Genomic DNA, 25,807 nt, shown 5'->3' on the forward strand with positions numbered 1-25,807 from the left:
ATATTATTCTATTTGATTATTTTCTTTCCGTTTACTATATAAATACCTTTCTGAGCTGTTGCGAGTGAACTGATACGACGTCCGTTGAGATCATAGGCATTCATATCAGATAGAGTGGAAGAGAGTACAGACTTTGTATCGTTTATACGGGAGGGAACATAAGGTTTGGTGATGCTCAGTCCATAGTCAATATGTCCACCGCCATTACCCGCTGTAAGACTTACAGCCAGTACATTATCACCTTCTTTTAGCAGTGCCTTATTCGCTTTTGTCAGTATGTAGTGCGCATAGTCGTTATCGTTCCATCCTGTAGCACTCCAGATGAGTGTACCATTGAGGTAAATCTTTGGATTCTCATCATAGCTACACATCAGTTCGTATGTATTCTCGTTGATAGTGGCTAAATCGCTTGCAGAGAGTGAAAAATGACGACGTATCAGGAGTGGAAGCCTGTCGCTTCCCCAACCAGTGGTGAGAAACATGTCGGGGCTGTTGCTGAAGGGCCCATAGCCCATAGCCCAGTCGTCTTCTATTACGCAGCGTCCTGTCCATTGCTTTGGGTTCAGCTTGCTCAGTTCTTCGTTTTTGTTCAACAGATAGTAAGAGCAGGGCCAGGGACCATTTCCCAATGTAGGCAACAGAATATTCTCTATACGCATGTCTGCTTCGTATAGTCCGCAGTCAGCATATGCACCGCCCCAGTTCTGATGCACGTGAACGGCCAACACATTTTCCGATCCGTCAGTTTTTATCAGGGCTTTCTGTTCGGCTGTAAGCAGTACATGTTCCTCGTTATTCCAACCATCTGAGCTTGTGAACACCAATGTTCCATTGATATAGTACTCTGAAGGAGAATCATCGTGTCCGCAAGCAAGAAAAATGTCATGAAGAACCTGGCTGCTTAGCGTAAACGTGCGCCTCAGGTAAATTTCGCCCATGATTCCTGTTGTTATCCACCTATATGACTTTTGTCCAATATAGGTTTCATCACTGCTGAAAGGAGCCGTTTGCTGTTCCCATTCTTTTGCTCCGTTTGTAAGCTTGTAGTCAGGTTCATACCAGTGACGTCCCTCGCTGTCGTCATTGGGTGTTCCCCACACCTTATTATAATATGCATCCGCATATTCCTGTCCGGTGTTGAACACCATCACGTCAGCGCTCCAACGTTGTGTGGGCGTGAATTGTGATGCTGGTAGTAATACATTCTTCGGATTCCACGTTGAAACGATGACGTCATCGTTCGCAATTGACGCAGAATACGAACATATCGCTGCCATCATAAGAGTGAATAGTTTTTTTAAGTTACTCATAGTTTTTTTGGTTGTATTTGTTATTGTAGTTGATAATGTATGCAAAAGTAGGTCGATAAAAATATAGTAATGGATAAAATCCGTTCAAAAAGTATAAAATATCATTATTGACCCCTTTTGTGGGCTTTATTTTGTATAGTTCCTCCTATTTGACTAGTTTTTGTTCTTTTTTGACACAAGGTTTTTCTGTGCTGTTAGAGTAAGAATTTACTTTTGCATCACAAAATAACTAAAATAGTAAGTAACTTATTACCCTTTTGAAATGAATACTTATTCTTTCTGCGTATATCAATCGCAATTGATGCGTGTGTCTTTTTGTTTTCTGCTTGCTGAATATGTCATACATTCTGGTAAGCAAAATTTAAAAGCTTTACCCTAACAAAACATCTTATATTATATAAGGTATAATAACTAATCAATAATCATTACTATTTTCTAAACAAAACCAACGCTTATGAAGAAATTTTTTCTTTTGATTGCTACTGTGCTGAGTTCGTTTACAGCTTCAGCTCAGTCGGTAACCGTGGTCGATGACATCGCTACCTATGCAGGTGACGATGCTTATGTCTTCAGTCAGAAAGACGGCAAGACCTATGTGCGAAACAATCTTAATCAGTACGAGCAGTACGGAGTGTATGTGAAGACAAATACGTTGAACATCGCCTCTACTGACACTCAGTATGCGCAGATTGAGTATTTAAAATCACCTGATGGCGCTTTTATTAACTTAAACTACATTCCAAAACAGAATTCAAAGGCTGTGGCTGTCATCAAAGCCGAGAATGGTCCGGATTGGAAAGCTGTCTATGGAACAGGTTATGATCAGGGAGGCTGGAAAGACCGTTTCTGCTTCTTTACCACTAATGCCACTATCAACCTTGGAGGTGAAACCGGCAACAAGAGTCAGATGGTTTATGGTGAGAAGATCTGGACGGTACTCGATGCAACAGCCGGTGATTTGAAAATTTATGATGATGCGGCAATGACCAATTTGCGCGGAACCATTACCGACTCACCTAAAAATGCCGATTGTAAAACTCCTTTATATGTTTTTGCTCAAAACAAAAACTGGCCCAACAATGAACATCTTCAGACAGACTGCTACAATCCTTATGTAACCCTCTATAGCCTGGATCTTTATGAAGGTGATAATAAGGTGCTCGAACTCGTACCGGCTGTTACTTCTGATGGAAAAGCTGGCTTGTTAGATAAGCTGACGAATAAGATGTACACATCTGCCAATACCAAGGAGTTTGAGTTAAGTCCAGATGCTGCAGAGAAAATGGTACCAGGAATTTCTGTCTATGAAGGAAAGATGGTCCTGAATACTACCGATGGAAAAATCTATAAGTACAGCAATGGCGCCTTTACTTTGGTTGGCGAACGCTTGGTTAATAGCATAGAGGGTGATTATAAGAATATGAAGAACTGGCGTTCTAACAATGAACACTGGAACAATGTATTCGGCAATGGCGCAAACATCGGCTTTGATGAAAGCACTGGCGTAAATACATTCAATCCTTACAGAGGAACTGGTGGCTGGGAGCCCCTCTTCTATAAGGTTACCGATTTGGAAGAGAATGCCGATTACAATATCTCATTCACTTATTCAACAGGTGGCTGGAATTCTTGGAGCTCATACACTACACTGCCTTTCCTCATTCTTAAGAACGAAAACTTTGATCATGGTCAGGCCGCTGGTTCAGGCACCATCTTCGCTGAAGCCCAGTTACCACAGGCTCAGACTACCGATCACGCTGTTTCTGTCGATTTTACTCCCGACCAGAATTATGCCATGCTGGTAGTACAGTTCGGAGTTGTCGATGATGGAAAAGACTTCAGTTTCAATTTTGGAAACTGGAAACTTGGCAAGTATGCCTATCCCGAGGCTTATCCTGCTGTAAACCCCTTCGCTCCTCAGCTTGCACTGCTCATTCCTGAAGTTGAGCAGGAACAGGCTAATCTTAACACCACAACTGCCTTGAAAAATGCGCTCACTCAGGCTCTGAACACTGCCAAAGGCGTAGTAGAGGGTGATAATCTGGCAGCCCAGAAGAGTGCTCTTGAAGCTCTTCAGAACGCATTTAAGGCTGCTAAGGATGTTAATATCACCTTGCTGAGTAAAATTACTGTTCTTGCTGAAGCTGACGGTGTTAATGTTAATGGGGCAAACGACTTCTTTGTCAATGGAACTTCAGTTGATGCCTTAAATGCCCTCGTTAGTGACCTTCGTGTAGCTCGAAAGATTGCTCATATCGAAACAGATGCTGCCGCTTATACTGGCAACGAACCTGAAGCAGGTGAGTTCTATCTCTATAATGTCGGTCGCAAGGCTTATCTCACAAACGGTTCCGACTGGGGAACACATGCAGCCTTGGGCTATCCCGGCCTGTTGGCAACTCTTGCCCAGAATGGTAATGGATTTACCATCCAGTTCAATGAGCTTATTCCTGGAGATGCCCGCCAGAAGTACCTCAATGGCAGCCCTTATGTTGATAGTGACAATGGCGATACCTATGTTTTCGAGCCTGTTAGTGGCAAGCCTGGCGTTTATGCCGTAAAAGGTAGCCGCGGTTATCTGGCATTTGACGAAAACGGTGAAGTTGACGGCGGTGGCAAACATCACTTCAATACTGTTACTGCTACATGGGGCACTCCTGGTAATCCTGATGCTGAGTGGATGCTTGTTTCTAAGGCCGATCGTTTGGCTCAGTTAGAGAACGCCAGTGCTGAAAATCCTGTCGATGCTACTGTGCTCATCCGTGATGCCAGCTTCAATAAGTTCGCTGCTCTGAACAATCCTTGGACTGATCTGAACCAAGGTTGGGAATGGGGCAACCGCGACTTCGGTGACAAGAATACCGAAACTTTCAACTCTCAGGAATATAATCTCTCACAGACCATCACTCTGCCTCGTGCTGGTAAGTATAGCCTGAGCGTGCAGTCGTACTATCGTGACGGATCGTTCGATGCCCATACAGCCAGTGTCGCAAGCTCTGAGCCCCTGCATGCCCCTGCAGTATTGTATGCAGGTGATGATACTACTCCGTTGATGTACATCCACGAAGAGGCTGATCAGGCTCCTGGTGAGGGACGCGACTCAGAGATAGGTAACTATCCTGATAATATGATACAGGCTGCAGCCTTCTTTGAGACCGGTCTTTACTGGAACACCGTAAAGTTTGAAGTTGGTCAAGCTGACACTCAGATTACCATTGGTATCCGCAAGTCAGGCAATGATCATCGTCAAAACAACTGGGTTGTTGCCGACAACTTCCGCTTGGCCTACCTTGGCACATCCGTTGTCGATGGTATCCAACAGGTTGAAAATGAAGCAGTGAACTCTGATGTAATCTACAATTTGCAGGGTGTACGTGTTCAGAAACCCGTTCGAGGCCTGTACATCCAGAATGGAAAGAAAGTCATAAAGAAGTAGTCTTCCTAAAGAACTACAAAAAAAACAAAGGCTTGTCAGTTTTTCGACAAGCCTTTGTTTTTTGTTGTATGTTTTTTATCTTACAAACTTTCTGCCATCTGCTATGTAGATGCCCTTTTTCAATGAACTTTTCATCATTGAAAGTTGACTGTTAGCAATTTTCCGTCCCTGGAGGTCATAAATGACGGAAGGATGAAAGGCAGAGACTACCGGCTGTTGGATGTTAGTAGCATCGTTGATTTTGTGGATGCGAAAGAAGTCAACCTTGAACCAACCGGCATTGTCGTTTGTAGAGCGAACTCCGTTGTTGCGCATATTGCCCGACTTGATACCGATGGTGAGGTCTTCACCTTCACCCACCTCCACAACCACCTCCATGTCGCGAAGCACAAAGTCATTGGTATTACCACCGGCATATCCAGCATAAGTGTTTATCTCTTCTGGAGTAAGCAGGTTGGTATAGTCGCTTTCAGTTCCGTAGTATTGTACGTTTTTGTTGGCAAACAGACGGCAGTTGGTTTTCTTGTTCACTTCCACCCACAGTTTGCAGGCCACACGATAGGTTCCAGGTGTGAGCTTGGCAGCAGGAATCGTCTGCGAGAGCACAAACTCATCGGGCATGGGTACCGAGTTTATCCAGCACACATTGTTGCCGTGATAGTTTGAGGCACCCTGGTTCACGCCGTAAGAATCAAGTCCGTTGGCGCCTTTCTTCAATTCGCCCTGTGACTCCCAGCTGCAGGGAATACCACGGCCGGTATTGCCTATGGCATTGAGCACACAGTCGTGGTTGTATTCAAAATCGTAGTTCTCAATCAGTTGTTCGGTGAGCGTGAGATCCTCCTCCTCGTTCATACGACTACGGATTGCCTCAATACGGGCATCCATTTCAAACTTGTCGTCAGTGTCATACCAGTGACTGAACACACCGTGTTGTGAAGCTATCAAGGCAGCTTTGGCTGCTTTCATGGCCTCATAAGAAGTCTGAAGATGATCAAAGCGATGGTCCGTTTTGTTCTTATACGCATATACATAGTGATAAACGGCGGTGGCCAGATTCTCCATGTAGTGCGCATAAGCCGAAAGATGATCATAGAAGAATTGCGTTTCCCCGGCAGGCAATTGTGTAATGATCGCATCGCAGCGACGGGCCACATTGCCGAAAGCCACCATCTCACGACTCATACCAGCCAGTACGCTGTCCACAGGATTCCTTCCTTCAATACGGAAGGTACGTCCGGGTACACTCTCATAGCCTATCTCGGTAAAGGGGTTCACCTTGAAGGTGTTCCATGTGTTGTTGATTTGTTTGATGACCTGCGAGTGGCGCAGATCCTGGAACACATACTGTCGGTCAAATCCGCCGGGGAAGTCACTCTTCTTCGGGTTCCAGTAGGCATAATAGTAGTCGTGATAGAGCTGGGCTATCTCCTTTGCATGCTCTTCGCCGAAGTACTGTGCACAGAACTGACGCATGAAGTCATCAGTCTTGTAGTCCTCCGAATTCCACATCATAGCGGCGTTGGCGCTCATCTCCATCAGGAACTCGCGCACGTTGCCGGCATTGACCACGCTGAATGTGAGTGGGCCCTTGCTCTGCACATAGCGATAGTTGTCCTCCATTTTCCAAGGTCCCTCGGCGGGAGCCAAGTGAGCACCTGTTGAATAGAACTGCAAGTTCATGTAGTAGCCTAACTTCACATTGTTGGTATTGGTCCAGTTCACCAGGTCATCGTAGGGATAGTGATCACGACGGCCGGCAACAAAAGTCCACAACATATTGGTGGCAGTAGGTGGCTGCAGGTGTCCGGCAGCAAGAAGAGATGAAATCTCATCGTAGAACGTCATGCGCACAAAAGGATTCTCCTCGCCTGTTGACTTACATATCATGTCGTACTGTTCCTTCACCATCCGGTTGATGACCGCACCACGCTCTGCATCGGTGGCGGGGGCATCGCTGAATACAGACCAGAAAGGTTGGTCGGTCTTTCCACGAAAAGCCACCTGCCATAGGTTTTCCACTCCGCTGTTCATCACTGCATCGATATTGTATTGCCAGAATTCGCGCAGTGAGGCCATATCGTTTACAGAGAGGGCAGGGGGCGTCTGCTTCTTCACTTGTTGCCAGTAGGCATCCCAGTTGGCAAAGCTGTTGTTCAGTGCCACCATGTGGTGAGAAGTAAGCACCAGACCGTATTTCTTATAGAGCATGGCCTCGGCATTCAGTGTACCGTTAGTGGTCACGGTGGCTGTATATTCCACGGTGTTCAATTTCAGTCGGAGCATCGTCTCCAGCCAGCGTTCATTGTTGTCGGCAGAAAGGCGGCGCCAGGGCACGAAAAGGTCTTCATCATTCGGGAACCATGCACGGTAGCGCACGGTGGGCGAAGGCTGATAGTAGTTGAAGTCGGCAGGCACCTCAATCTGTTCCTTCAATTCCGGCTGCCAGTCACACCAGTACCACAGTGGGGGTACGCCCAGCAGTTGCTCACTCAGTGAGTAGATAGCGTAGATAGTGCCGCGCATGTCGGCGCCCTGCATCACGATACGATTGTTTTCCGTATCTGCATACACACGGTGCGACTCGAAACCTTCGAGGGGAGTGATGTCTGCGAATGTACCTTCAACGGCACCATTAGCCACCACCAGTTCCACTCCTTGTGTGGTGCCGGTGGTGTTGACAATGGCAGGCTTGAATCCCAATACCTTTTCAAAATCCTTTTGAAGCGCTTCTATCGCCAGTTTCACCTGACTGCATTCAGCTTCTGGCACCACGATTGAAACGTTGCCCTCTTTTAAGGAAATCACCTCGCCTTTCTTTCTTACTTTAAAGGCAATGCGGGGTGTAGCCTCTTCGTAGCCATTGGAAAGGAAGTAACAGGCGAAATAGTTACCAGCAGGGAGTGGCGAAACAAAATTGTAGGTACCGCTTACGTTGAGAGTCACACTGCCATTCTTCTGCTGGTTTGTGTAAACATAGGTGGGACATTTGCTGTCCACGGGTGTTTGGCCCACTGCATAGATGCCAATCCAGTCATCTTTCAGTGCAGGCACATTCGCAAAGTTGACCACGATGGGCTCGCCTTCTTCATAAACATTTTTTGAAAGCGTGAGCACCGGCATGGTAGAGCCCGTCAGCGTGATAGTCCGTGCTATTGAGAAATCGCTCCAGTCAAGGTTCATCGAACGGTTGCGGCAGCGAATATAGAAAGTGCCGGAAGGAACATCAGAGGTTGCCAGTTCGAGAGTTGTCACAGGCAAACCTTCCCGTACGTTCTTAGGAAGTTTCTTGGCATCTACATCATAGAAGTCCTCAAAAAGCAGGATGCGGTCATAGATAATGTTGGTGAAAGCAGCATCGGTGGCTATCTGATATTCGCTGCTGTGAAGGCCCTCAACAGCAACTTTCTGATTGATGACAGCCGGCAGTGCCACCGTGCTACCAGTCAAGTCCAGTGATGGTTGCTCGGGCTTGTCAGCACCAGACAGTTTCCGTGAGAAACGGTCAATCAGCACATTGTCGAGTGCCAGACGTGAGTTGCCCAATGAATAGGTCTCTACCGTCATTGTTTCGCTTTTCGGATCGAACTCCATTAACTGATAAGTCCATTGGTCAATGGTCATCTGCACCTCATCGCGGTTACGGTTATCGGGAGTTCTACCCCAAAGTTGTTCGTAGTCTTGGGCCGAAGTGCCTACGCCACCGCCTGTTATCATGTGGTAAACAGGCCATTGCGTCATCTGTCCACGTGCATAGAGATGATGGTGTCCGGCACAATTGAGTACGTGTTTCTTTGACGTTGAGAGAATAGGCATCACCTCACCGGTCATCCACGGATTGGTATCGCCGGCCCATTGCTCGGCATAAAGAGGACGGTGTTGTACGCTCACGATGAACTTAACCGTTGCATCGTTGTCGGCTGCCTCTACCACATTCTTCACCCATTGCTTCTGCTCGTTGGAAGTGCCGTCGGTGTTCATCACCACAAATAGCACGGGACCGGCCTGGTAGGCATAGTAAAGAGCCGTATTACTCTTAATTCCCTGATAGTCAATATTCTCGTAGGATGCGTAGTGCCCTTTGTATAGGTTCAGATCAGGGTCCTTGAACAGTTCGTGGTTTCCTACGGCAGTCATAATGGGCAGACGTGACATCACTTCGCGTGATTTGTACAGATGGGTGAACTCATACTGGCGTACAGAGCCGGAGTCCACCTGGTCGCCCACATTCATCAGCAGGCGTACATTGTCTTCCAGTGCGTTCTTGCCCCATTTCTGTTTTGCTTTGCGTTCGGCCATACGGATCAGCCATTCGTAATCGGAGCGTTCATTGCGCTGGTGATCACCAATCATCAAAATACGGAACGGTTCCTTGTTTCCAGCCTCAGGCATTGTACGGAAGTGTCCGGTCTTACTGGTTTTGTTTCCCGATGATACTTGGTAATAATATACGGTGTTTGCCGTTAGTCCTGTCAGTTGAGCGGTGTGCCAATAATAATTGGTGGCAATCTGTGTGACGGTTGACTGTACCTGCTGGGTCAGTTGACTCTCTGATGTTCCAAAGTGAACCACCGATCCCTCGTTCTTGCTTTTTGTTTTCCAGCACACCTGAATACTGTTGGCAGTGGCCTGGTTCAGGTAGGGTGCTGTCATCTCAGCCGGTGTCTCTATGGGTTGTACAGTGTTACGATAGGCCTTGTAGGTGTTGTCGCCGTTGCTAACATAGTAAATGTCTGGTTCAGAGAGTGTCACGTCTCCAATGGTTTGTGTTCTGCCTTCAATGTTACGAAAGTCTCTGAAACTGGTAATGGTTCGAGGTGCGTCTGAATCATCAGCCATAACAGTATTGGTTGGTATCATACTGGCCAATACTGTCATGGCTGCCGTCAGACATGATTTTCCTAAAAAATTCATGCTTGTGTTAATTTGTTATTATCTTATTATCTTACTATTTTCTTTCCATCTACGATATACATGCCTGGGCGAGTCGTGCTCTTGAGCTGTCTTCCCTGAAGGTCGTAAATGTTCTGGTTGTTTCCTTGATTAGAATGAACATCAGAAATCATTGTTGGGGTAGGAACTTCTGTAAGTGTCCAGAACGAACGGTGGTTAGTTCCGTTGGCAGCAGCAAAGGTCTGTACCCAGCAGTCGGCTTCGGTACTCTCGCCTTTCAGGTTCAGTCCGATGGTGCCTGTAGTAAAATCGTAGGGGGCATTGCCTGTGTAGGCAAAACCATAGCGTCCGCCTTCAGCCGAAGGGTCTATCACATAGTATTCAGCTTTCTCGCTGCCCATCAATACAGGCTGTTGGGTTGTTGTGGTATAACCCTGCATATATCGGTTTGTAGCAGCATTCTTCACGTAGTAGCAATTCTTGTTGGCAGTCTTCTCGAAGGTCCAGCAGCCATTGTCGCCTGCTTCACCGGCACAGCGAATGTAGTTGTCGGCATCGTTGAGGTCCTGCATATAGGCTGCTGTGTTGCTAAAGTTACGAATGGAGTAGTACTTTCCGTTGAGTTTCCAGTCTGCTGAAGGCTCTGGATCGCCACCGGGAGTCTCGCCGCCGTCTAATTTGGATACATCGAAAGTACCTTCCATCACCTGCTTGATTTCAGCTGCTGAGAGAATGCCCTTGAAAAAATACAAATCATCGAGTTTGCCGTTGAAATAGTCCTTGTTGGCCTTATGACCACCAATGCGGAAACCGCCTGTGCAGACTTCGAACGACGGAGCTGAAACTGTGCAGTCGCGTACACCATTTATATAATAGGTGACACTCAGGTCAACAGGGTTGCAAACCACGGCCACGTGCTGCCACTGTCCGGGAACCAGCGAACCGTAGTTGGCATGGTTTTGTGAGGCGCCAAGGAAGTTATTGTAGAAAAAACGCGCATCCCCACCGTTTACAGGTGTCTCGGCACGACCGTAGAGGTAGAGGCGTCCCGTACCTCCATTGTCTTTCTGGGCCAGGATTATCTGGTCACGGAAATAGTAGCCGTCCTGCTGATTGCCAGAGGTAGGGGCATCGGTTGAGGCATTAAACACCCAGGCACAGAATGTTGTCTGGGTGTTTTTAGTATTTACGATGCCTGTGTGGTTGAAGTCAAGGTATTGTGCGTTTCCGTTCAGCGAAATACCTTTTCCATAGACGCCTTCGTCATAGCTGAAGCCGGCAGCCGATGGAGTCAGTGTGTAGTTGTTCTTTGACGCATCGTTCAGATTGTCTTCAAAATCATAGTGGAAAATGAGTTCCTTTGGTGTGTCCTCGATGTCCTCGCTGACGCTCAGTCCCACGCTCTTGGCCCAGTTGTTCCACAGGGTTTTCAGTTCACGAACCTTGTCGGGATATTCGGCTGCCACGTTATTGGTCTCCGAATAGTCATGGGCCAGGTCGAACAGTTGCCATCCGCTATTGGCAAGTGCCGTGAGGCGCCAGTTGCCTTTGCGTACGGCCTTACCGTTCTCATGCTCCCAGAACATGATACGTTCGTCGTCCCAGCTGTCCTTTTCCTGCAGGAGGGGTACAAAACTGCGTGCTTCATCGCACAGGGGCTTGATGGTATTGCCGTTATAGGTGGTGGGGTAGGTGGCACCGGCCAGTTCCATACAGGTAGGCATCACGTCCAGGAACGTGCAAGGTTGCGATGTGATGGTACCCTCCTTGGCTTTAGCCATGCCTGCAGGCCAGTGTACAATGGTCGGAGCTGCTGTTCCGCCGTGGAACTGCGTGGTCTTCCAATAGCGGAAAGGAGCATTCACACCGCCTGCCCATCCGTTGTGCAAGTAGTTATAGGTGAGCTGTCCGCCAGGGTTCTGGGCGTTGTGCACCACCATCTGTCCTGAGCGGGTGCGGTCGTGGCGGTCAAATTCGCCAATGCCGTAGTTCTCGCTCGATGCTCCATTGTCTGAAGTGAAGATAATCAGGGTGTTGTCGAAAATACCCCTGCGTTTCAGTTCGTCGATGATGCGGCCAATATTCTGGTCAACACAATCCACCATGGCAGCGTGAACCTCCATGTTGGCCGACTGGAACGCCTTGTCGCTCTCGTTTTCCCAGGCACGGCCAGAGGCATTGGTGGCCTCGGGAACTTGTTCGGGCGTAATCAGTCCGAGTTCCTGCATTTTCTTATAACGTCGATCTCTCAGCGCATCCCAGCCGTCATCATACACTCCTTTGTACTTTGCAATATCCGTTGGCTTTGCCTGTACAGGCCAGTGAGGCTCCTGGAAAGCCACATACATAAAGAACGGTTTGCCGTCGGCAGTCATCTCGTCCATCATGTCGATGGCTTTGTCGGCTACGAAGTCGGCATAGTAGAAACCTTCGGGAATGCTCTCTGTGTAGATGGGGTCTTCGTTATGTACGAGTGAGAAGGGATCGAAATGGTCGGTTACGCCCCAGATGGTACCCCAGTGCTGGTCGAAACCTCGGTTGCAGGGATAGGTGTCGATGGGTGCAAAGGGACGGTTGTTGAAAGTGCTCTGGTGCGACAGCCATTTCATCTGGTCGCTGTTGTTGCCTATTCCCTGTGTCAGTGACAGGTGCCATTTGCCGCTCATACCGGTGTGGTAGCCTGCCTGACGCAGTACCTCGGGAATGGTGACACAGTCTTTCGTGAGACTGAGGCCCATGCCTGTGATGCCTACTGTCTGGGCATAGCGTCCGGTGAGCAGTTGTGCACGCGATGGACAACTGCGTCCTGAGTTGAAGAACTGGGTGAAGCGCATGCCGTGTTCTGCCAGTCCGTTCAGGTTGGGAGAATGCACCTCGCCACCGAAGCACTCCAAGTCGGAGTAGCCCATATCATCGACTACGATGAGCATGATGTTTGGCCGTTCATCATTGGGTTGCTGACCTTGGGCCGCGGCGAGTACCGGCAGTGCGGCAGTGGCCGACAGCAGTAGTTGTTTAGAATTGAGTTGAGTCATAGTTATTGGAATTGTAGTAAATTGTTCGTGACAAAGATACAATTTAATTTCTTACGGGCTGCCACTATCCAACAAAAAATGTCCGCCTGTTTTCATTTTGAACAGATAGTTTCCTTCGTTGACTAGATTTTTGCATTTTTTTCCTGGCGGCATACCAGTACACATCAACAATTTGCTGCTACGCAGCTGGGTGGGAAAGAAATTAGAATAATTATTATAATTAATCCAAGAAGATATTTTCGAACACGGATTTCGGTTCACCTGCAGACCCCTGTGTACTATAAACCAAAATCCTGTGCCAATTGAAAGAAAACCGAAATTACCCATTTTTTCACAAAATGGAAAACCTCGGACCTACGGTCCTGAAAAACCGACTGAGTAGGAGCAAAGATTTTAAAAACAGATTTTTCGGCAGATTTTAAGCGTAGCGCCCCCTAAACTCTTGGTCGTCGTTTCACTCCTCAAAATCGAACGAAAAATCTAATAAGAAAATCTTTTCCAAAAATCGTTTCTTGTTTTCAATTACATAAAAACAGAAAAAAAAGGATTTTAAAAACAGATTTTTCGTCAGATTTTAAGCGTAGCGCCCAAAAACTCTTGGTCGTCGTTTCACTCCTCAAAATCGAACGAAAAATCTTATAATAAAATCTTATAAATATCCGTTCAATCCTCGCATCTTTAGATGCAAAAAAATCTGTTTAATCCGTTTAATCCGTGGTCGAAAAGAAATAACAGTATTCTTCTGCGTTTTTTAAAGAAAACCGAAATAACCCATTTTATTTCACAAAATGAAAAACCCGGACCTACGGTCCTGAAAAACCGCTATGCAGCGGCCGGAGATTTTTACGAACACGGATTGAACTGATTTGCGGATTTTTGGGTTACCTGCAGACAGCTGTGTACTATTAACCAAAACCTTCAAAACCCTTTTTGTCTGGTTGAGACTACGTCTCTGCTGTCATGGATGTAGCCTTTTCCTTGTGTGCAAGCACCCAGATAAAAGCCTACATCCATGCCATCAATCCTTACAGGATATCACCAGACAAAAAGTTACTATGTTTGCAGTCGGAAACACCAATAAGCCGATAGGGGATAGTCCTTAGGCAGTGAAATATTCCGCACCGTGAGGTGCAGAGAACCTCTTCGCTACGCTTCGAGAACCTCTACATCTCACGTTGCGTGAAAAGAGGCTTTGCGAGGAAAAAAAGAGGCAGAAGATTTGGTACGATAATAATTGGATTGTATATTTGTAAGTGCAAAAAACAAGATACTTTCACAATTAAATACCGTACCAGTATGCAAAGGAACAAAATTTCTTTCAAAGGACAAAAGATTTTCGTAGGAATTGATGTCCATGCTAAGAATTGGGAGGTGGCAATAGCCCCCGAAGTCGGAATTGTAAAGAGGCATTCCCAGAAGCCTTCAGCAAAAGAGCTCTTTGACTTTTTGAAGAAGAATTACCCGGATGGTGATTATCAGGCTGTCTATGAGTCTGGCTTCAGTGGATACTCCACTTATTATGCATTGAAGGAAGTCGGTATTGGCTGTATGGTGATTCATGCAGCCGATGTTCCGACGACTCAGTATGAAGAGGTGATGAAGACAGACAGGGTGGATGCCGTAAAACTGGCGAGATCTCTGAAGGCAGGTCTGCTCAAGGGCAACTATGTTCCAGAGAAGCAGTACATTGACGATCGCTCTGTTGTCCGCATACGCAAGACAATACAGAAGCAACTCAGCGGATACAAGTCGAGAGTCAAGCACCTGCTGCATTGTCATGGAGTAGAATTCCCTGAACGATTCTCCAGGAAGCAGACACACTGGTCAAGGGCTTTTATCACCTGGCTGATGAACGATGTGCGGCTGATGTCAGATACACGAACTTCGCTTGACCTGCTCATCAGGCAGGTAGAGGTCCTTAGAGGAACATTGCTGGAGGCTACTCGCCAATTGCGCAAGATGAGCCAGACAGAACGATACAAGCACAGGCATGACCTGCTCAGGACAATCCCCGGAATCGGCATCATAGTCACGATGTGCATCCTGACGGAGGTCTGTGACGTGAAACGTTTCCACAACGAGAAAGAGTTTGCCGCCTACCTTGGACTGATCCCTACAAGCCACAGCAGTGGTGAGAAGACCGTGCATGGCGAGAAGACTTTCAGGGGGAACAAGCAACTTGGCCCCATGATTATCGAGGCTGCATGGATTACCATCGGCAAGGATGCGGGACTTGGAACGCAATATTTTCAGTACAAACAGAGGATGGAACCACAGGAGGCGATAGTGAGGATAGCACGTAAGCTTTCCAACATCATCTTCTCCGTCCTGAAGAATGAAAAGGAATATGTACCATACCAAACGGGTAATTGACATACGGATTATCAGACAACTTCACAAGACGACTCCTGCGTTTTTTTGAGGTGTAGCTTTGACTACATCCTCTTCAAAAAGATTGTTGCGTCTTACTATATATTCTGAAGAAGTAAATTGATTGGCGGTCTTGCTTTGCCGTTTCATCTCATAGAAGTTTGTCTGGTAGGTCTGTTGTCGGTAGTCATTCTGTACCCAACGTAAGCGTTGGGGTGATAGTTACGGCTTCTTCAAAAGTCATCGTACTAATGCATTTCGCGCAAGCGATTGATAACAAACAGTTAATAAACAATAAATATTTTCCAATTATTTGGAATGCAACATAGAAGAAAAACAGAAAAAAAGATTTTAAAAACAGATTTTTCGTCAGATTTTAAGCATAACGCCCAAAAACTCTTGGTCGTCGTTTCACTCCTCAAAATCGAACGAAAAGTCAAAAAAGAAAATCTGTCCAATCGTCCAATCTACAACTTATTTATATTATATAGAAGCAGTGTAAAGTGATTTTTTTCTCTGATTTTTGACCAAAATGTAGAAATTAGTAGTAATTTCTGTTGTATTTTTTTGTCATTCTGTATTATTTGTATATTTTTGCAGCGCCAATTTTGTATTCTCGTGCTAAACGAGGTGCTGGATCGTAAGGAATTATATTTCAGACTACTAACTATAGACTACATACTGCAAGCTACAGATTATAGGCTACTGATTAGATACTACTGACTACAGAAATAATTATATACTAATTTAAACAATTGACAATTTTAAAATGAAAAAAACTAATTTTCTAAAAACACTCCTCGTGGCAGTGGGTATGCTCGCGGGGGTGAATGTGTCGTGGGCTACAGATGTGCCTTACAATGTAGGTTCCAGTACATCAGATGCATGGGGAGCCGCCTTTTCTGATGTATGGACTATGACTGGAGATGGTGCAGTAACAGTTACTTTCACTAACCATTGCGCTACAACTGGTAACTGGTGGGAAAACTGGCAATTACTCTGCGGAAATTCTAATTATACTCCAGCAGCACATGCAGATGGAGATCGTTATTTCCAGTTGCGCTCAGATAGATGGGATGATGTTTCAGGGGGTGTTGGTCTTATTGCAAGTGATGACTATTTTACAGATTTCAAAACATTCCAGAATGAGGCAACTGTTAATTTGATGATAGTTCGCTCTGGTACTACCGTCACAGTGAATGTTGCTGTTACAAAGAGTGCCACAACTCGTACAATGACTTTTGTAAAAACAGGTCTGAGCGGCACACTTAATTTCTTCCTTACTCAGAGTTCTTCATATATGACGATTACTCAGCAGAATCAGACAACCGAAATGGCTGGAACTGTTACTTGTAATGCGCTAGTTAATTTTAGTAACTTTACAAGTGAGAAAACAGCAGATACAGAAGACGCTGCTCCTTCATCCGTTACAGGAGGAAAAGGAACGATGTCTACTAATAATGCTTACCAATTTAGAGTTGGGGCAGGTGATTATCGTTTAGGACTGCGCAATGGTGCAAATACTGTTAATATTACATCAACAGAATATGCAGGATCAAAAGACATTGTTACCATTTCATTTGACATGGCCTTGTCACAGATGAATGCTGATGGTAAGACTTCTTATTTCTATTTGAAAGATGCCTCCAATTCGGATATAGCAAGAGTAACGATGAAAGCGACCAATAATAGCTGGTCAGAAGCGAATCATTATTTGCAGGAATTTGTTGACAACACTTTAGGGCTTGATGCAGGTGACATCGATTATGCATGGAGCAGTGAAAACTGGGGTAAAAAAGTTCATTTTACCATAGAATTAAATTATCTTACAGGTAAGATTACAACAACGACAGTTTGTGCTACTGCAAATAATACAACAAACACACATACGGTAACTATGACAAACAGAAACCCAGTTGCAAAATTTGTCGTAGGAGCTGAGTATAACTGCAATTATAGAAAATACAGGTGTCAATTCGACAATCTTCTCATCCAGACAGAGAAGGGCGACTATAACACAACAGCTAACATCACACTTTCGTTCAAGGACAACGAGGGCAATGACATTTCAGCATTATATACTGGAACATCAGATTTCACTCCTGAAAAGGGATCTACTTTCAAGCCTTCTGACTACTATCCAACTGTGATGTATGATGATAACTTTAAATACACATATACAAGTGGCGGTGATGCTTTTAAAGTAACTTCAGATGCTGTGGTGAATTTGGTTTATACAAAGAGTGCTCGTCCAACATATACATTTAATGTAACAGCAAATTATGGTGCTAAGAATAAAAAGATAGTTGACGAGGTTTCTGTAAAAGAGACAGCAGACTATACCTATTACTATCCAAGATATATCCTTGATGGAACTACTCTTTACGAGTATGCTTCTTCAACAGACGCAAATGCTTCAGCAAGCTATTGGACGAGCACTAATACAAATGTTGTAGCCAATGCAAATTATACACTGACCTATAATGCCATTGAGGGTGAATGTGTTTATTTCTCTGAGGGAGAAGATGTAGCAGGTGCAACTGCATATACTGCATTTAAACGTTATATGTCTGGTGGTTCTTCAGCAGTCTTTGAGTCTGCTACGAAACTGACAACACTTGAAAAAGGTGTTTATAAGGCAAATATGCGTTCTTTGGGTAGAACAACTGGTGACAGGCATACATACCTTTATAAGAATTCAGATGATACAGAAGAAAATTTGATTCTTCATAAGGTAGTGAGCAGTAACTCAGGCACTGATGACCAAGCACTATTCTCTCTTGATGCAAGTACAGACATTTTAGCAAAGGGTGGTTACTCCACGACTTCTGAAAATGGTGCTGGTATCGACTATGTGTATATCATGAAGTTGCCTTCAACCGTCTCTGCCACCATCGGCTCTACTGGTTGGACTACCTTTGCTTCTCCGTACGCTCTTGACCTGTCAGCTATGACAGCATCTACGGGTGACGTAACCGCTTACTATGCTTCTACTGTTACTGGCGGCTATGTGAAGATGACCGAAACGAACAAAGCCGACGTGAAGGCTGGTGAGGGACTGGCGCTGTATGGTACTCCAAGTGCTGTGATCACCATCCCCGTTGTGGCTTCTGGTACTGCTATTGACGGCAACCTGCTGAAGGGCTGCACCACTGAGACTGAGCTGAGCAAAAACGCCGACTACTACGTGCTGGTGAACAATAATGGTACTGCCGAGTTCCAGTGCCTGGCAAACCAAGGTGCTACTATCCCTGCTGGAAAGGCCTATCTGGATGCTCCTACTGCTGGTGCTCGCTTGAGCATTGTGTTCGACGATGATGAGACCACTGGCTTAGGAAGAATTGAGAATTCAGAATCAAGCATTGAAAATGCTGTTTACAACTTGCAGGGACAGCGCATCAACTCTTCACTGAGAAAGGGTCTGTATATTAAGAACGGTAAGAAGGTGATTGTGAAATAATTATTTTTCAAATTCGTTCTAAGTATTCACTTTTAAATAAAAAAGAAAACATGAAAAAGATATATATTATACCGGCAACAAATGTTGCGAGAGTTGAACTGCCTAAGATGATTGCCACATCGATAGCGGTTGGTCAGAAGTATAGTGGCGGTGACATCGAGTCACGTGGTGGCGACTTCTGGGAAGACGGAGGTAGCACTGATGACAGCTTCTGGGGTGATGACGAAGATGTGGATTATTAAATATAGATTTTTAGTAAAGCTATAGTAGAGGTGGCGGCCCATCCGTGTGGAAGGACCGCCACCATTCTATTTTGCCCAAGTCATGACGTTGGCGGGTGGTCGGCCATTCAACAGTTCTTGCTTCATAAAGTCCATATAGGGCGCTACATGATGGAAGAACTGCTGGAAGTCCTTGCACAGGTAGCTCAGTCCAGGTCCGCCTTCGGCCGTTGTGCAGAAACGGTCTTTCGGACAACCGCCGTTGCAGGCAAACCGCCATTCACAAACCTGACACTGGTGGGGCAGACTGTCGCGTTTGGCCAGTCCGAAACGTTTTTGCTGTTCGCTGTACATCATGCCGGTGATGGTCTGTTGGTGGATATTGCCCAGTTTGTATTGTGGATATACGAAATGGTCGCATGAGTATAGATCGCCGTTGTGCTCCATTACCGAGGCATGTCCGCATGTTTCGCACATGCTGCACACACCAGGCTCTTCACCTACCCAGCGGGCCAGGGTGGAATCGAACAACTGCACATAAGTCTGGCCCACATCGTTCTTCACCCATTCATCGAAAATATCACTGCAGAATTGGGCATACTGACCGGGCCTTACCGAGAAGGGTAACATCTTATGCTCTCCTCGTTCGGAGGGGGCAGGGGAGCCCTCCCTCTCTACTATCGGGGTAAACTGGATGTATTTGCATCCATTTTCCTTATAGAAGTGATACACATCGAGGGGATATTCGGCATTGAAGTCGTTCACCACGCCCATGGCATTCCATTCCACCCCGTGTTTCTGCAGCAGACGGATGCCGCGCATCACCTTGAACCATGACGGCTGACCGCCTTGAGCACGGCGATAGGCATCGTGCAAATCCTGTGGCCCGTCGATAGAGATACCTATCAGCCAGTTGTTCTCCCTGAAAAACTCACACCACTCGTCGGTGAGCAAGGTGCCGTTTGTCTGCAAACAGTTGTCGATGATACGTCCGCGCGCGTACCTTTTCTGTAATTCCAGCACATGACGATAAAAACTCAACGGGCGCATCAGCGGTTCGCCGCCGTGCCAGGTGAAGAGCACCTGTGGCTGAGTCTGTGCCTCGATGTACTGGCGAATGAACTCGTCGAGTGTTCGTTCGCTCATGTTATAGCGGTCTCGGGCAGGTTCATTCTCGTAGTATTTGCTTTTTTCTATATAGTAACAATATTTGCACCGCAGGTTGCACAAGCTGCCTACGGGTTTTGTCATCACATAGAGCGGACGGGCAAAGGGCGCATAAGTGGGCGATGCCATTTGTCAGATAGTTTGTTAGTTATTTTATAGTTGTAAGTCTGAATCTTTTGCAAAGATAATAGATATATTTATATAATAAGGTGATTTTCTATTCAAACATTATTAAATTTTGTTCAAACGGCATTACTGTTGCATCCATTCTACAAAACAACTAAAACAAATTATAGCTATAATTTTGAAGATTATGGCTATAATTCCGATAATTATAGCTATAATTTATTTCCCCCGTTGCACTATTAAAGTGAAAGGTATATTACATTACGCAGTAACTGACAGCGTTTCGGGAGTCAATAGAATAAGGGCTGAAATAAATTTTGGCCATTATTGAAAGAATTTTGGCCAAAATTTAAAAAATAATGGCCAAAATTTTAAATAACAGTCTGTAGATAGAATCACAGAAATGCAGGTTATGGACTCCAAAATAATTTACACTTCTGGCTTTTTAATCTGTGAAATCTGGTGGTCACTTCACTGCAGACCCCTGTGTACTATTAACCAAAACCTTCAAAACCCTTTTTGTCTGGTTGAGACTACGTCTCTGCTGTCATGGATGTAGCCTTTTCCTTGTGTGCAAGCACCCAGATAAAAGACTACATCCATGACAGCAATCCTTACAGAATATCACCAGACAAAAAGAAAAACAGAAAAAAAAGATTTTAAAAACAGATTTTCCGTCAGATTTTAAGCGGAGCGCCCAAAAACTCTTGGTCGTCGTTTCACTCCTCAAAATCGAACGAAAAATCTAAGAAGAAAATAATTCAAAAATCTTTTCTCGCGATGAGGTTATACAAAGGAAACGTAGTTTTAGATTTTGCAAAATATAGAAGGCGTGCCAATGTGTGGCACGCCTTCTACATGTTACGTTAATTATTTGACTTTGGTCGTTATTTTATAACCACCTTTTTACCTTCCTGGATGTAGAGACCCTTAGTGGCCTTCTGAACCTTCTGACCGTTCAGGTTGTAGTAAACCTTGGTTGAAGTGCTCTTCACATCCTTGATACCAGTAGCAGTCTGGTCGTATGTTGGAACGAGAGTCAGTGTGTTCGCCTTAGTGTTGGCGGTGAACAACAGGTCGTAAACACCTACAGGATACATGTCAGTTCCAAATACCCAGTTCTGATTGCCTTGTGCAGGCAGTTCATAGATGCCCCACTGACCGTTGGCAGAGGCTTTATACTCGAGTGTGGTCTTGTCGGCTTTCACCTCGAAGTTTTCAATAGCGAGTGTCCAGATAGCAGGATCATTGGCATCCTGAGTCATCTTGCCGGTTTCTAGGAATTCCCATCCGCCTGTGAAGTCGCCAAGGATGTTCATGCTTTCAATAGCAATACCAACAGGGCCAAGGTAGGTGAGACGGAAGTTGTCAAGAACAACCCAGTCGTTGTCGTTAGCCTTTTCGTCTTTCTTCACACCGATGGTCAGTTCGCCATCAGTTCCTACGAGAACATCAACCGTTGTCCAGTATGCACCATGCTGGAAGTACTCAATAGCAGAGTTAGGCCAGTTAGGGAATGCACCCTTGTCAGTAGCCTGGATGTCAGTAAGTCCAGGAACCAGATCAAGTACTGAAGCAATATTGGGCAGGTATGCCTTTTCGCCATTAGCTGTGAGATAAGCCTTCTGCAGCAATTCACCATCATTGTTTACTACATCAGCCTGATAAGCACCATTGCCATCGCGATAGAAACCTTGTACGCTTACTCTATAGTTACCAGGCTTCAGACCGGTTACAGTCTGTGTGAAGCTGAAGTCGTTGGTATTGAAGAACTCATAACCAAAGTCGGCAGCACGATTGCCATCGCCATCGTCGGTGGTATGAACTACGCCACCACCATTCTTTGACCACATGTCGTATCCAGGTTTGCGATAAAGACTTGGATTAGAGATCTTGTAAGACACATCCACAGCATTGGTAGAAGAAGCAGCAGCCTGCAGTGCCTCGCGCTCGTCAGCAGTAATCACCTTCCACTGGAAGTTGGCGTCTGTTGCCGAAGCACCAGCAACATTCGAGATGCTGTTCCAATACTTCTTACCATCGGTAGCGGCATTCGGATTCCATCCCATCAGCAGGTCGCCCTGTTTGATGTTATAAACATTTGCTTTTCCTTCTACAGCAACAAATGTGTATGGTGTATTAGCGCCTGTGTCAGTGTATGGTCCATGTTCGCCATCATTGAACGAACCGTGAGCAGTGATCAGTTTGAAGTTGTCGCCATCGGCCTCCAGAGTGATTTCGATACCCACCTGGTCAACAGCTGCATGAGTGTTCCAGTCAGAACCCATGCCAAGGAACATGCCAGTACCAATATTATATAGGTAAACCGTTCCTTCAGCAGGAGCAGTGCCAGTATATACATCGGCTATACGGAGTGCATTGATCTTTCGGTCGGCACGTACGATATTCAATTGCTCCTCCACTACAGTAACAAACTGATCGGCATCAGCAACACTTTGTGCAGTAGCCAGTGCGGCAACCTCATCCAGTCCCTCAGCATTGGCTTTCTCAACGGTCTGCTGGAGAGTGATAAGATTGTTCTTCGCAGTAATGTACTTGTTGAGGGCATTCGTCAGGGCGATATTGGCATTCGCAATAACGTCGGCATCCTGCAACTCGTCCATTGCTGTTACAGCATTAGAGATGGCATTGCTCAAGAAGGTTACAGGGATTGTCATTGCTGTTGTAGCCTCTGTAATCTTTGCAGACAAAGCATTTTTCACTTCTGTCAGGTCAACATAAGCGCCTAAGTATTCCAAGCGGAAGTTGTCAAGTACGAACCAGTCACCATCATTGAGTTTCTCTGTTTTGCGGGCACCGAAGGTAATCGACGGATTTGTTGAGGTTACTATGATGTTGTCCAGCTGTGCCCAGTACAGACCACTCTGGAAGTACAGACAGGCATCGTCAATACCGTCGGGCATATAGCCAATGATTGAACTTCTACCCATGCCAGGAGCCTTGTCGGCACCACCTGATACATTCTGAATCAGTGCGCTCTTTGTTCCGGCATAGAGGGTTGCCAACTGGCGTGCCTCACCGCCGCCACTCAAAATCTCAGCCTGCTTATTAAAGTTACCATCGCGATAGAAAGCCTGAACTTTCAAACGATAGGTACCGGGTTTCAGTCCTGTGACAGTCTGTTCTACACTGGCAGAGGTCTGATTAAAGGCCTCGATGGCAAAGTCAGGATGGTTGTCTCCACGTCCCCAGATAGCGGTGTTGTTCAGTGTCCATGCGCTGACATCCTCGCGCTGGCTGAAGTTTGGCGACTTGATCAGATAGCTCACGTCAACAGCATTTGCAGGCTGGTCAGTTACCTTAGCAGCAGCCTCATAAAGTGCGTCACGCTGTGCCTTGGTCACCAGAATCCACTGGTTGTCGGGATTGTCGGCACCGTTCTTGTCAGTATCCAAACGGTTGTAGGTATTGTTGCTATAGCCTAAGAGGGCAGCATCGTTATTGCTGCGTGCAATGACATACTTGCCATCGCCCTGTGCAATGAGCTTCCAAGTATCACCTTTACCTGTGTCGCAGTAGCCGTTATAAGTCAGATATTCGTTAGTGCCACCGTTTGGCAGATGAGTATTAATGTGGAAATTGTCACCATCGGCTTCCAGTGTGATTACGATGCCGGGGAATCCGAGAGCAGCATGTGCGCCCCAGTCGTCGCCACCGCAGAGGAAACGCTTCTGTCCAACATTCAACAGGTAGAAGTCGCCTGCTGCAGGTTCATTGCCGGCATAAGTATTGTTATCCTTCTCGGCATTGGCCACACGGCGAGCTAAGCGAAGGGCAGAAAGGAGATTGCCCATTTCTGATGCAGAAGTGCCATTTGTCACAAAATTCTCTGCTGCACTGGTGTTTACGCCATCAGCCTTTGCAAGAGGAATTGTCTGGCGCAAAATGGTCACATTCAAATTCTTTGCCTTGTTCAATGCTGCATCCAATACTGAAGTGGCAGCTTCAATTTCATCACTGTCGGTGGATGTCAACTTAGCCTTTGCATCATTAATGGCCTGTTGCAACTCTCCTGCTATCACATCAGTTGTCGTTGTCTTATCAAATGCGGTTGCTGCATCAATAGAAGCCTGCAAAAGAGCTAAATACTGATCCAGATTATCAGGTCCGAAGTACTGCAGTTTCCAATAGTCCAACATTGTCCAGTCCCATTCTGAACCGCCATCTTTACGGACACCAATAGTCAGCGGTTCACCTTCAGTGATAACTACTTTAATAGGATTGTTTACATAGAGTCCTTCGCGAGTAGCGATAGCTGCATCACCTATATTATCAGGTACAAAATAAATTCCTGTTTGCTTGTTACAGCCTTGTCCTGCTGAAGTACGTTCTGGGCCACAGATAGACATCATAGCCCCCTCCTTAGCGTTGGCATAGATTTTAGCACGCAGTACCTCAGTACTATTAGCATGCTTTTCTCCAATACTTTCAACAGCTCCGTCGCGATAGTAGCCACTTACAGTAAAGCGATAGACACCGGCAGGCAAACCTGTCAGCGTATATTTGATATCAAATCCCTCGGTGTTGTTCCATATTTCACGAACACCGTTTCCTTGTGTCTGACCAGCTACGAAAGCAGCACCTGCACTAATTCCCGAGGTGCCATTTAGACTCATGGCACGCTCATCAGCAATATTGAACTGACCACCAGGAATCATCCAACTGAAATCAATTGGATTCGTACCGGATGCCTCGGCATAGTGTGACTGCATCTTAGTCAGACGCTCTTCCTTGGTTACAATCTGCCATGTTGAGTTGTTTGTCGTTTTGCTAATAAACTTGTCATTGGTAGCACCTAATACCACACTACCAGACTTTATGGTATAAGCGTTGCTTACTCCGGCAACAGTCTTTGGCTCGAAAGTCCAAGTGGTAACAGCATCTCCAGTATCCATATAAAGGTTGCTGGCATTCAGGCTGTGGTTGGCGCCCATTTTTGGGTCTATCTGCCAACCGCCATTGATTGCTTTCAGCCCAAAGTCGTAGCCAATGGGATCTAACTCGGCATGCGAGTTCCAATCAACGGTCTGACGGTTGTTGTTCATGAGCCAAAGACCTGTCTCTACATTATAAAGGAAATAGTCTCCTTCAGCAACAGCTATGCCTGTGTAAGGAGAATTGAGTGTAGCCTCTTCGGTAACCGCCCAGGCTGAGCGGGGATTGCCACCTGCTACAGAGGCGAAACTTTGCACTTTGTCGTTGTTCTTCCAGTTTAGGCCCAGTGTGTTATTACTGAAGTCGTGAGGACTGTTAGCGGTGCACGACATACGGAACTTTCCGGTATAACTGCCATTGGCATCAGCCTTCACATAGTACTCTACACCATTGTCGCCCATGGCCACTTCCTGCTCAGAGGCGTTATACCCCTGAATGTATTTTCCGGTGGTGGCATTCTGGATGTAGTAGCAATCGGTGTTTGCTGTCGCTACGAATTTCCAGTAAGATTTGTCGTTCTTCGCTCCAAGATCAACGCCACCGTTGCCATTGTCCTGCATGAACTTGGTAGCATCGTTGTTGTTCACAATCGTGTAGGTCTTATTCCCATCCAGCGATTGTGCGAAGACACTTGATGTTAGCGATGCAAATAGCAGCCCTAACACATAGGTAAATGTTCTTCTCATAATTGTTAGTTTTTAGGGTTAGTAATTAAAAATGTAATAAAATTGTTTTTTTAAGTAATCATCTAATATGCAAAAATAGCAGTAATTATCCAAAGAAAAGAGTAAAATCTGTTCAAACTTGGATAAAAACTGTTCAATATGGGAGAA

At 45.8% G+C, this 25,807-nt stretch carries 9 protein-coding genes; 4 read left to right on the top strand and 5 right to left on the bottom strand.

Going from position 1 to position 25,807, the window contains the following annotated elements:
* Positions 1-8: 8 nt before the first annotated feature.
* Positions 9-1,310 carry a hypothetical protein gene (locus tag L6475_RS03825; protein WP_237822663.1) on the bottom strand — a complete coding sequence of 434 codons (1,302 nt, stop codon included), beginning with the start codon at positions 1,308-1,310 and terminating at the stop codon, positions 9-11.
* Positions 1,311-1,764: 454 nt separating this feature from the next.
* Between L6475_RS03825 and L6475_RS03830 the strand changes: the two genes are divergently transcribed.
* Positions 1,765-4,746 (top strand): hypothetical protein, encoded by a 2,982-nt coding sequence (locus L6475_RS03830; protein ID WP_237822665.1) that lies wholly within the window; start codon positions 1,765-1,767, stop codon positions 4,744-4,746.
* A 75-nt stretch (positions 4,747-4,821) separates the two neighbouring features.
* Here the strand turns inward: L6475_RS03830 and L6475_RS03835 are convergent, their stop codons facing one another.
* Positions 4,822-9,660: a glycosyl hydrolase 115 family protein gene (locus L6475_RS03835; protein WP_237822667.1), complete on the bottom strand. Its 4,839-nt coding sequence runs from the start codon at positions 9,658-9,660 to the stop codon at positions 4,822-4,824.
* A 26-nt stretch (positions 9,661-9,686) separates the two neighbouring features.
* Positions 9,687-12,674: a sulfatase-like hydrolase/transferase gene (locus L6475_RS03840; protein WP_237822669.1), complete on the bottom strand. Its 2,988-nt coding sequence runs from the start codon at positions 12,672-12,674 to the stop codon at positions 9,687-9,689.
* A 1,296-nt stretch (positions 12,675-13,970) separates the two neighbouring features.
* Here L6475_RS03840 and L6475_RS03845 point away from each other — a divergent pair.
* The 3 genes from L6475_RS03845 (at position 13,971) to L6475_RS03855 (ending at position 18,746) form a co-directional block, all read left to right on the top strand.
* Positions 13,971-15,047, top strand: coding sequence for an IS110 family transposase (locus tag L6475_RS03845; RefSeq protein WP_237822671.1), 1,077 nt, complete (start codon positions 13,971-13,973; stop codon positions 15,045-15,047).
* Positions 15,048-15,813: 766 nt separating this feature from the next.
* Positions 15,814-18,504 carry a hypothetical protein gene (locus L6475_RS03850; RefSeq protein WP_237822673.1) on the top strand — a complete coding sequence of 897 codons (2,691 nt, stop codon included), beginning with the start codon at positions 15,814-15,816 and terminating at the stop codon, positions 18,502-18,504.
* A gap of 50 nt (positions 18,505-18,554) precedes the next feature.
* Positions 18,555-18,746, top strand: coding sequence for a hypothetical protein (locus L6475_RS03855; protein WP_237822675.1), 192 nt, complete (start codon positions 18,555-18,557; stop codon positions 18,744-18,746).
* Between the two features lie 66 nt (positions 18,747-18,812).
* On the opposite strand, the gene L6475_RS03860 is transcribed toward L6475_RS03855, so the two are convergent.
* Both L6475_RS03860 and L6475_RS03865 read right to left on the bottom strand, forming a co-directional pair.
* Positions 18,813-20,021, bottom strand: coding sequence for an anaerobic sulfatase-maturation protein (locus tag L6475_RS03860; RefSeq protein ID WP_237822677.1), 1,209 nt, complete (start codon positions 20,019-20,021; stop codon positions 18,813-18,815).
* A gap of 884 nt (positions 20,022-20,905) precedes the next feature.
* A complete protein-coding gene (locus tag L6475_RS03865; RefSeq protein WP_237822679.1) occupies positions 20,906-25,660 on the bottom strand; it encodes a hypothetical protein in 4,755 nt (1,584 codons plus the stop codon).
* Positions 25,661-25,807 lie beyond the last annotated feature (147 nt).

The sequence above is a fragment of the Prevotella sp. E9-3 genome (genome assembly GCF_022024015.1).
Taxonomy (GTDB): Bacteria; Bacteroidota; Bacteroidia; order Bacteroidales; family Bacteroidaceae; genus Prevotella.